This is a genomic window from Massilia agrisoli (assembly GCF_020831365.1).
Lineage (GTDB): Bacteria > Pseudomonadota > Gammaproteobacteria > Burkholderiales > Burkholderiaceae_D > Telluria_A > Telluria_A agrisoli.
Map to the genome: position 1 here is coordinate 1 of NZ_JAJHPV010000007.1, position 9,686 is coordinate 9,686.

Below are 9,686 nucleotides of genomic sequence, written 5' to 3' on the forward strand. Positions count from 1 at the left end.
TGAAGGGCTTCATCTACATTTCAAGGTCAAGCCTTCAGGGCGGATCCAAGCTGGTCCTCACCTCAGTTAGTAGTAGCTAACCACTAACTCGAACAAGATACAAGGGCGGATAAGCGCGCAAGCGCGCATCCGCCGAAGTGCGCCGCCGTGACGCTAATTCGGCGGATGCTCTGCTAAGGAGTATCCGCTTGCAAGCGGATACCGTTCCGCAGGCGAATCGCATGCAATTCGAAACCCCTGCTCCACCGCGCGTTGCGCTTATCCGCCCTACGGTGAAACCCACTGCATTTTCTGAACAGTGATGTCGGGATGGCTCTCAAGCGCCTCCCACACCGGCAAAAACGCAAATCCCAGCTTGCGGTAGAACGCTGCCGCGCGCAGGTTTTCCGATGACACGTCAAGCACGACGCGTGAATGGCCGCGCGAGACGGCGTACTGCTTGACCGCCTCAACCAGGCCCGCTGCGGCGCCAGATCCTCGGGACCCGGGTTTGACCCACATCGCAATCAGGTTCAACTCACCGGCCGCACTGACAACCGCGCCAGCTATGCCGATCGCGACCCCATCCACAAATGCCAGCACGAACCGCGCCGGCCCACGTCCGGCGGCCCGGTCCCGCCATTGGGCCTCGCTGTTGGCCGCAGCGGCCGCATGCGTCGTCCCAAACGCCCTGGGTGCATCGAGCAGCGACGCCAGCCGGATTTCCCTCAGCACTTCCCAGTCTTCTTCGGCAGTCGCCCGAATCATCATCATCAGCTTTCGACAGGTATAAAAAAAGCGCTTCCGTAGAAGCGCTTTCTCTGTGAAGCAGAAACCCAGCTTACTGGATCTTTGCTTTCTTCATCAGCTCTTCACGGAATGCCTGCAGCTTGCGCTGTTGCAGCGATTCGTTGACCTGCTGCTTGACTTCCTCGAACGGAGGAATCTTGGCAGGGCGGGTGTCTTCCAGCTTGATGACGTGGTAGCCGTACTGGGTCTTGACCGGGGTATCGGTGATCGCGCCTTTTTGCAGGGCGACCATCGCCTTCGAGAACTCAGGCACGTAGTTGGCCGGGCTCGCCCAGTCCAGGTCGCCGCCGTTGGCTGCCGAGCTGTCTTTCGACTGCTTGGCCAGTTCTTCAAATTTGGCGCCGGTCTTGAGCTTGGCGATGATCGCCTTGGCTTCGTCTTCGGTCGCTACCAGGATGTGACGGGCGTGGTATTCCTTGTCGCCCATCTGCGCCTTGTACTTGTCGTACTCGGCCTTCGCTTCGGTGTCCTTGACCGGGTTCTTGCGAACGTAGTCAGCCAGCATCGCGTTGATGACGATGCTCTGGCGCGCGTTTTCCAGCGCTTGCTTGACTTCGGCACGGGTGCCAAAACCTTGCTTGTCGGCTTCCTGGATCATGACTTCGCGGGCGATCAGGTCTTTCTTGATGGCTTCGCGCAGTTGCGGGGAATCGGTCTGCTTGCCTTGGGCAACGACCTGCTTGACGATCTGCTCGACCTTGGCAGCAGGAATTGGTTTACCGTTTACGGTGGCGACGTTCTGCGCAAAGGCAGGGGCCGCAGCCATCGCGACGAGAACTAACAGCAGGCGGGCTGGTTTCAACATCATCATTCAGATCCTATCTAATTCAACACATCACAAGATTCGAACTGCTGCCGGCGCAATGCGCCGGAGCAAGCGGATTATTGTACTTTGGCTTTCTTGACCATTGCGTCCTGATAGGCCATCAGCTTCTTCTGAGCCATTGCTTCGGCGATCTGCGGCTTGACTTCCTCGAACGATGGCAGCTTGGCGGCACGGGTGTCGTCCAGCTTGATCACGTGGAAGCCGTTTGGCGTCTGCACTGGGGCCGATGCAACTTCACCCTTTTTCAGGTTGATGAAAGCGTCGCTGAACGGCTTCGGGAACGAGGTTGGGGTTGCCCAGTCGAGGTCGCCGCCGTTGTTCGCGGTGCCAGCGTCTTTCGAGGTCTTGGCCAGGTCTTCGAACTTGCTGCCGGCCTTGAGCTTGGCGATGACAGCCTTCGCATCGGCTTCGGTTTCAACCAGGATGTGGCGCACATGGTATTCCTTGTCGCCAGCCTGTGCCTTGAAGCGGTCGTACTCGGCCTTCATGTCGGCGTCCGAGATCGGGTTCTTGGCCATGTATTCCTTGGCCAGCGCGTTGACGACCAGGCTCTGGCGTACGTTTTCCAGCTGGGCCTTGACGGTGGCGTCCTTGTCGAAGCCGCGCTTGATGGCTTCTTGCATCATGACTTCGCGTGCGATCAGGTCTTTCTTGATCATTTCGCGCAGCTGCGGGGTATCCGGCTGCTGGCCTTGCGCCACGACCTGCTTGACGACCGCTTCAGCGCGGGACGATGGAATGGCTTTGCCATTCACTACAGCGATGTTTTGCGCGAACGCTGGCACAGCAACTACGGCGATGAGGGCGGACAGCAGGGCAGGCTTGAAAGTCATTATTAATTCCTGTTGGGGAAAGTTACGGACAAGATTAGATTAATTATTTTACTTAGCGTTTCAATTGTCGAACAGATTTCTTAAGACTTACTGAAGAGTTACTCTTGCTCACAGTTCTGACGGAGCCAGCGCGGTGATGGCAAGTGCATGGATTTCAGTGTGCATCATTGTGTGCACGGCATCATACACCAGACGATGGCGCATGACGAGTTTGAGGCCTTCGAACTTGTCGGAGACGATCCGCAGGCGGTAATGGCCGCCGCCGGAAGCTGCCCCGGCATGGCCGGCGTGCAGCGCGGATTCGTCGGCCAGCTCAAGCACGGTAGGGGCCAGGGCCTCGGTCAGCATGGCGTGGATGCGGTCGGGACGGGTAGCTGCTGCGTTCATGCTTTTTCTTCTTCTTCAATGTATTTAGACAAAAACAGGGTCTGGCCGACGATGAAGGCAAAGAAAATGCCCGTCAGGCCGAACAGCTTGAAACTGACCCATGCGCTGGTATCGGTCTTGAAGACCACGAAGGCGACAAACAGGTTCAGCACGCCGATCAGGAAGAAAAACAGCATCCACGACAGGCCGAGTTTGGCCCACACAGGCTCGGGCAGCTTGATATTTTGCTCCATGACCTGGCGAATCAGGTTTTTCCGGAAGCCGAATTGCGCGAGGGCCAGCGCAAACGCGAATATCCAGTACAGGATCGTCGGCTTCCACTTGATGAAGGTGTCATCGTGGAAATAGATCGTCGCGCCGCCGAACACTGTAATGACGGCGAGCGAAATCCACAGCATGCCGTCGACTTTGCGCCCGCGTAGCTTGACATAGGCAATCTGCGCCATCGTCGCGAGAATGACCACGACCGTGGCCAGCATGATCGGCGCCTGGTCCGGCGTAATCGAACCTCCTGCAATCATGCCGGACAGGTATTCCGTAAAGATGCCGTGGGCAGCATCCGGATTGCGCTCGCCCAGCTTGAAAACGCCGAAGAACAGCAGGATGGGGAAGAAGTCGAACAGGAATTTCATGGATTTTTTATTTAGGTTCGAATCGCAGCGATGCGGAGTTAATGCAATAACGCAGGCCGGTTGGCGGCGGGCCATCCGGGAATACGTGGCCAAGGTGGGCGTCGCACACGGCGCAGATAATTTCGGTGCGCAGCATACCATGGCTGCGGTCGACTTTTTCAATCACATTGGCCGGGTCCAGTGCCTTGAAATAGCTTGGCCAGCCGCAGCCGGAGTCGAATTTGGCGTCCGACTCAAACAGCGGGGTATTACAGCATACACAGGTGTAAATACCATGTTCATGGTGGTCCCAGAACTTGCCCGTGAAGGCGCGTTCGGTGGCGGCATGGCGGGTGACCTGGTATTCCATCGGGTCGAGCATCTCACGCCATTCGGCGTCTGTTTTAGTAACTTTGTTTTCCATGATCTTCCTTAAGATGAGCAGCTGACTTCAAGGTGGCTTGCCCAATCGGGCGGCAATGCGGCGTAGTGCTCGTTGCCGGGTTGTTCGTCGAACGGTTTTTCCAGTACCGCCAGCAAGCGGGCGACTTCGGAAAAGTCCTTTTGCTGCGCCTTTTCGATGGCGACCTGGGCCAGGTAATTGCGCAGCACGTATTTAGGGTTTGTGCGGTCCATCGCTTGTTTGCGCGCAGAATCGGCGCTGTGCTCGGCGCGCAGGCGCTGCCGGTAAGTGCCGGCCCAGGCGTCGAAGGCTTCGCGGTGGATGAACAGGTCGCGGATGGCGGTGTCGGCACCGGGGTCTTCCACGCGCAAATTACCCAGCTGGCGGAAGAACAGGGTGAAGTCGACGTGGTTGTCCTGCATCAGCTTGAACATGGCGTCGAACAGCGCGCTGTCGTCCTCGCTGTATGTCGTAAGGCCGAGCTTGGCGTGCAGCAGCTCGTCCATGCGGCGGCCGAATTCGGGGCGGTAGACGTCCAGCGCGTCTTCGGTATCTTCCACCGAGCCGATCAGCGGCAGCAGCGCCTGGCCCAGCGCGAAGCAGTTCCAGTGGCCTATCTGCGGCTGGTTGGCGTAGGAATAGCGGCCTTGCTGGTCGGTGTGATTGCAGATATGGCCCGAATTGAAGGCCTCCATGAAACCGAACGGGCCGTAATCGAGGGTCAGGCCCAGGATCGACATATTGTCGGTGTTCATGACGCCGTGCATGAAGCCGACCGCCTGCCAGTGCGCCATCAAGTGCGCGGTACGGCGTGTGACTTCGGCCAGCAGGGCCTTGTAGGGGTTGTCGTCGCCGGCCAGTTCCGGGTAGAAGGTGTGGATGATGTAATCGGCCAGGGTACGCAACTCTTCCGGCTTGTCGCGGTAGAACCAGTGTTCGAAGGAGCCGAAGCGCACGAAGCTGGGCGCCATGCGGGTGACGACGGCGGCGCTTTCAACGGTTTCGCGGATGACGCCCTGGTCTGAACCGGTCACGACCAGCGCGCGCGTGGTCGGCACGCCCAGCGCCGCCATCGCTTCGGAACACAGGAATTCGCGGATCGACGAGCGCAGCACGGCGCGGCCATCGCCCATGCGCGAGTACGGGGTCAGGCCCGCGCCCTTGAGCTGGAGCTCCATCGGGCCGGACGGCCCCTTCAGTTCGCCCAGCAGGATGGCGCGGCCATCGCCGAGCTGGCCAGCCCAGACGCCGAACTGGTGGCCCGAATAGACAGCCGACAGCGGCCTGGCGCGCGGCGGCACCTTGTTGCCGGTGAAGACGGCCACAAGGTCTTCATTCGCGAGCTCCGGCGCATCGAGCCCGATCAGTGCCGCGGCCTTGGCGCTGGCGGCGACAAAGTAGGGCGCAGGCAGCGGGGTCGGCATCAGGCGCGTGTAAAACGCGGGAGGTAATTCTGCGAACGAATTGAAGAAGGGCAGGTCGTCGGAAGTGATGGCAGTTCCAATGCTTGTTCGTTAGCCGAGGCAATATCAGAATTTTACCGTACACGGCCGATTCTATTCGTGCGCACCCCCATATTGAATCGCGCTTACATTCGGTAACTCATGCGCAATGGGTAGCTGCTGCGGCGCAGCATCGAAATGCGTTGACTGTTTTAGCACGATCGTACGAAACTAATTTTCCAATGCTAATTACTTAACACCAGGAGAGTCGATGACGTCGTACCCGATGAGCCCCGTGATGGGCCAGATGATGAACCAGCCCCTGCTTGTTTCCAGCATTATCGAATACGCCGCCCGCCATTTCGGCGGTTCCGAGATCGTCTCGCGCAGGGTGGAAGGCGACATGCATCGCTACACCTACCGCGACCTGCACCAGCGCGCGCGCCGCATGGCCAACGTGCTCAAGGGCCTGGGCGTCCAGATGGGCGACCGGGTGGCCACGCTGGCCTGGAACGGCTATCGCCACATGGAGCTGTATTACGCGGTGTCCGGCTCGGGCGCAGTGCTGCATACGGTCAACCCGCGCCTGCACCCGGAGCAGATTGCCTACATCGCCAACCATGCCGAAGACCAGTACCTGTTCTTCGACCTGACTTTCCTGCCGCTGATCGAAGCCGTCGCTGCGCACTGCAAGACCGTCAAGGCCTTCGTGCTGATGGCCGACCGCGAACGCATGCCGACGGAAACCAAAATCGCCAACCTGCTGTGCTACGAAGACCTGATGGCCAGCAGCTCGGACGACTATAGCTGGCCGCAGTTCGACGAGAACTCGGCCGCATCCCTGTGCTACACGTCGGGCACCACCGGCAACCCGAAGGGCGCGCTGTATTCGCACCGCTCGACCGTCCTGCACGCCTATGGTTCGGCGATGCCGAACGCGCTGAATGTATCTTCGGCCGACACGGTGCTGCCAGTCGTGCCGATGTTCCACGTGAACGCATGGGGCCTGCCGTATTCGGTGCTCCTGTCCGGCGCCAAGATGGTGTACCCGGGCGCGGCGCTTGACGGCAAGTCGCTGTACGAGCTGTTCGAGGCCGAGGGCGTCACCTTCTCGGCGGGCGTGCCGACGGTATGGCTCGGCTTGATCAACCATGCGCTGCAGAACGACCTGAAGTTCTCGACCTTCCGCCGCACCGTCATCGGCGGCTCGGCTTGCCCGCCAGCGATGATGAACACGCTGATCGACAAGCTCGACGTGCAGGTCATTCACGCGTGGGGCATGACGGAAATGTCGCCGCTGGGAACCACCGGCACCTTGCAGGGCAAGCACAAGCTGCTGCCGCAGGAGGAGCAGCGCAAAATATTGCAGAAGCAGGGGCACGCGGTGTTCGGGGTCGACATGAAGATCGTCGACGACGAGGGCAAGGAACTGGCATGGGATGGCAGCACCTACGGACACCTGCTGGTCAAGGGACCGTGGATCATTTCGAGCTACTTCAAAAATGAAGGCGGCGATGTGCTGCAGGATGGCTGGTTCCCCACGGGCGACGTGGCAACCATCGACGCCGACGGCTACATGCAGATTACCGACCGCAGCAAGGACGTGATCAAGTCCGGCGGCGAATGGATCGGCACCATCGACCTGGAAAACATCGCGATGGCGCATCCGGCGGTGCTGCAGGCCGCGTGCATCGGCGTGGCGCATCCAAAATGGGATGAGCGCCCGCTGCTGCTGGTGGTCAGGCGGCCGGGGCAGGATGTGTCGCGTGAGGAGTTGTTGGGATTCTTCGAGGGGAAGATTGCCAAATTCTGGATGCCGGATGATGTGGCGTTTGTCGACGCGCTGCCGATGGGCGCCACCGGCAAGATTCAGAAGAACAAGCTGCGCGAGCAGTTCCGGGAGCATAAACTGCCGACAGCGTAAGCTTCGTCGTTCCCGCGGACGCGGGAACCCATGCTGAGCTGACTTTGCCATGCTGCACGTCCGGTATAGGTCCCCGCTTTCGCGGGAACGACGAGCCGAGGAAAAAATAATACGACCGTACTATTGTGATGTATAGTTGAGAACCTGCTGGTTCAACTAATAAAGGAAGAGACATGAGCGCGGAATACCAGGTCAATGGCAGCGTAGCCGTCATCACACTGAACAATCCACCGGTCAACGGACTGGGACTGGCGACCCGCACGGCCGCCGTCGACGGTATCCGCAAGGCGCTGGCCGACGACAGCGTGAAAGCGATCGTCATTACCGGCGCCGGCAAGGCGTTCTCGGGCGGCGCCGACATCAAGGAGTTCAATTCGCCCAAGGCGCTCACCGAACCGACGCTGCACACCCTGATCAACGTTGCCGAAGGCTCGACCAAGCCGGTTGTTGCCGCCATCCACAGCGTGTGCATGGGCGGCGGGCTGGAACTGGCGCTCGGCTGCAACTATCGCGTGGCAATGCCAGGCGCACAGATCGCGCTGCCGGAAGTGAAGCTGGGCCTGCTGCCTGGCGCGGGCGGCACGCAGCGCCTGCCGCGCGTGCTCGGCCTGGAGATGGCCCTGAACATGATTGTTTCCGGCACCCCGGTCATGTCCGACAAGCTGGCCGGCACTGCGCTGTTCGATGAAGTATTTGCTGCCGACGCCAACCTGATCGACTCGGCCGTTGCGTTTGCCAACAAGGTCGCCGACGTGCGTCCGCTGCCGCGCGTGCGCGACCGCAGCGTCGACTATCCGAACCACGAAGCTTTCCTCCAGTTCTCGCGCAACACCGTCAAGGCCATGGCTGGTCCGTTCCCGGCGCCGCTTGAGTGCGTCGAGACCGTCGCCGCATCCGTCACCAAGAAGTTTGAAGACGGCCTGAAGTTCGAGCGCGAACGTTTCCTGCACCTGATCCAGACGCCGGAATCGAAGGCGCTGCGCCATGCCTTCTTCGCCGAACGCGTCGCCAGCAAGGTACCCGACGTTCCATCCGACACGCCGACGCGCGCCATCAAGAAGGCCGCGATTATCGGCGCCGGCACCATGGGCGGCGGCATTGCGATGAACTTCGCCAACGCCGGCATCCCGGTGGTGCTGGTGGAAACGAAGCAGGAAGCGCTCGACAAGGGCCTCGCGACGATCCGCAAGAACTACGAAAACACGATGAAGAAGGGCAAGCTGACTGCGGAGAAGTTCGAGCAGCGCGTCGGCCTGATCACCGGCACCCTGTCGTATGACGAGATCGCCGATGCCGATATCGTGATCGAAGCCGTGTTTGAAGAAATGAGCGTCAAGGAATCCGTATTCCGCAAGCTCGATTCGGTGATGAAGCCCGGCGCGATCCTGGCGTCGAACACCTCGACCCTGGACCTGAACAAGATCGCCAGCTTCACGAACCGTCCGCAAGACGTCGTCGGCACGCACTTCTTCAGCCCGGCCAATGTGATGAAGCTGCTTGAGATTGTGCGCGGGGAAAAGACTGGTAAGGACGTGCTGGCCACGACGCTGGCCCTGTCGAAAAAGCTGCGTAAAACCGGCGTGGTATCCGGCGTTTGCGACGGTTTCATCGGCAACCGCATGATCGAGCAGTACAGCCGCCAGGCCGGTTTCCTGCTGGACGAAGGCTGCCTGCCGGAGCAGGTCGACAAGGCCATCGAAAAGTTTGGCTTTGCGATGGGCCCGTTCCGCATGGGTGACCTGGCGGGCAACGACATCGGCTGGGCGATCCGCAAGCGCCGCTATATCGAGTCGCCGCAGATGACCTATTCCAAGAATGCCGACCTGCTGTGCGAGATGGGCCGTTTTGGCCAGAAGACGGGCGGTGGCTGGTACGACTACAAGGCAGGCGACCGCAAGGCCTATCCATCGCAGGAAGTCAATGACATGATCGTCAAGCACTCGGCCGACCTGGGCGTCGAGCGCCGCAAGATCAGCGACCAGGAGATTATCGAGCGACTGGTGTATTCGCTGGTCAATGAGGGTGCGCGCATCCTGGATGAAGGCATCGCGATGCGGGCTTCGGATATCGATATGGTGTACCTGACCGGCTACGGTTTCCCGGTATTCCGCGGCGGCCCGATGTTCTATGCCGACCAGGTGGGGCTGTCGAATGTGTTGATGGCCATGGAAAAGTACGCGAAGGGCCGCCATGGCGATGCGTGGGCGCCTGCGCCACTCATGGTCAAGCTGGCTGCCGAGGGCAAGGGGTTTAACGGCTGATTGTTTCACTGGATGCTTGGGTAGGGCGGATAAGGGCAAAGCCCGCATCCGCCGAGTCCCCAACGATAAATCAAAGCGGTGGATGCGCTGCGCTTTGTATAGCCGGGGGACATGGTGAACACTTGTCGGGAGACATCGTGAACACATGAATGGCATTTTATTCCTCTTTTCTTAGATCGAGAGAACCGAAATTTCGATCGCAAAAATAGA

Annotated in this window: 9 protein-coding genes; 2 read left to right on the plus strand and 7 right to left on the minus strand. The window is 59.8% G+C overall.

Annotated features, from left to right (window positions below):
- Positions 1-267: 267 nt before the first annotated feature.
- The 7 genes from LMJ30_RS04310 to LMJ30_RS04340 all read right to left on the minus strand — a co-directional run bounded on the left by LMJ30_RS04310 (position 268) and on the right by LMJ30_RS04340 (position 5,273).
- Complete coding sequence (locus tag LMJ30_RS04310; protein ID WP_229431116.1) at positions 268-753, minus strand: GNAT family N-acetyltransferase; 486 nt, start codon at positions 751-753, stop codon at positions 268-270.
- 67 nt (positions 754-820) lie between these two features.
- Positions 821-1,597 (minus strand): peptidylprolyl isomerase, encoded by a 777-nt coding sequence (locus tag LMJ30_RS04315; protein ID WP_229431123.1) that lies wholly within the window; start codon positions 1,595-1,597, stop codon positions 821-823.
- Between the two features lie 74 nt (positions 1,598-1,671).
- Positions 1,672-2,448: a peptidylprolyl isomerase gene (locus tag LMJ30_RS04320; protein WP_229431117.1), complete on the minus strand. Its 777-nt coding sequence runs from the start codon at positions 2,446-2,448 to the stop codon at positions 1,672-1,674.
- Between the two features lie 108 nt (positions 2,449-2,556).
- The gene (locus tag LMJ30_RS04325; RefSeq protein WP_229431118.1) at positions 2,557-2,835 is read right to left on the minus strand and encodes a BolA family protein; all 279 of its coding nucleotides are present in this window, start codon (positions 2,833-2,835) and stop codon (positions 2,557-2,559) included.
- Positions 2,832-3,467: a septation protein A gene (locus LMJ30_RS04330; RefSeq protein ID WP_229431119.1), complete on the minus strand. Its 636-nt coding sequence runs from the start codon at positions 3,465-3,467 to the stop codon at positions 2,832-2,834. Before LMJ30_RS04330 ends, LMJ30_RS04325 begins: the two co-directional genes overlap by 4 nt.
- A gap of 7 nt (positions 3,468-3,474) precedes the next feature.
- Positions 3,475-3,870 (minus strand): peptide-methionine (R)-S-oxide reductase MsrB, encoded by a 396-nt coding sequence (gene msrB / locus LMJ30_RS04335; RefSeq protein WP_229431120.1) that lies wholly within the window; start codon positions 3,868-3,870, stop codon positions 3,475-3,477.
- Positions 3,871-3,878: 8 nt separating this feature from the next.
- The gene (locus LMJ30_RS04340) at positions 3,879-5,273 is read right to left on the minus strand and encodes a protein adenylyltransferase SelO (RefSeq protein ID WP_229431121.1); all 1,395 of its coding nucleotides are present in this window, start codon (positions 5,271-5,273) and stop codon (positions 3,879-3,881) included.
- A gap of 289 nt (positions 5,274-5,562) precedes the next feature.
- On the opposite strand from LMJ30_RS04340, the gene LMJ30_RS04345 reads away from it, so the two are divergent.
- Both LMJ30_RS04345 and LMJ30_RS04350 read left to right on the plus strand, forming a co-directional pair.
- A complete protein-coding gene (locus LMJ30_RS04345) occupies positions 5,563-7,215 on the plus strand; it encodes a 3-(methylthio)propionyl-CoA ligase (protein WP_267869554.1) in 1,653 nt (550 codons plus the stop codon).
- Between the two features lie 173 nt (positions 7,216-7,388).
- The gene (locus tag LMJ30_RS04350; protein ID WP_229431122.1) at positions 7,389-9,476 is read left to right on the plus strand and encodes a 3-hydroxyacyl-CoA dehydrogenase NAD-binding domain-containing protein; all 2,088 of its coding nucleotides are present in this window, start codon (positions 7,389-7,391) and stop codon (positions 9,474-9,476) included.
- Positions 9,477-9,686: the final 210 nt, after the last annotated feature.

What these genes read in the sequence shown, in the direction of transcription:
- LMJ30_RS04320 (WP_229431117.1), bottom strand. Translation starts at nt 2,448, where the DNA reads ATGACTTTCAAGCCTGCCCTGCTGTCCGCCCTCATCGCCGTAGTTGCT.
- LMJ30_RS04325 (WP_229431118.1), bottom strand. Translation starts at nt 2,835, where the DNA reads ATGAACGCAGCAGCTACCCGTCCCGACCGCATCCACGCCATGCTGACC.
- LMJ30_RS04310 (WP_229431116.1), bottom strand. Translation starts at nt 753, where the DNA reads ATGATGATGATTCGGGCGACTGCCGAAGAAGACTGGGAAGTGCTGAGG.
- LMJ30_RS04330 (WP_229431119.1), bottom strand. Translation starts at nt 3,467, where the DNA reads ATGAAATTCCTGTTCGACTTCTTCCCCATCCTGCTGTTCTTCGGCGTT.
- msrB (WP_229431120.1), bottom strand. Translation starts at nt 3,870, where the DNA reads ATGGAAAACAAAGTTACTAAAACAGACGCCGAATGGCGTGAGATGCTC.
- LMJ30_RS04350 (WP_229431122.1), top strand. Translation starts at nt 7,389, where the DNA reads ATGAGCGCGGAATACCAGGTCAATGGCAGCGTAGCCGTCATCACACTG.
- LMJ30_RS04345 (WP_267869554.1), top strand. Translation starts at nt 5,563, where the DNA reads ATGACGTCGTACCCGATGAGCCCCGTGATGGGCCAGATGATGAACCAG.
- LMJ30_RS04340 (WP_229431121.1), bottom strand. Translation starts at nt 5,273, where the DNA reads ATGCCGACCCCGCTGCCTGCGCCCTACTTTGTCGCCGCCAGCGCCAAG.
- LMJ30_RS04315 (WP_229431123.1), bottom strand. Translation starts at nt 1,597, where the DNA reads ATGATGTTGAAACCAGCCCGCCTGCTGTTAGTTCTCGTCGCGATGGCT.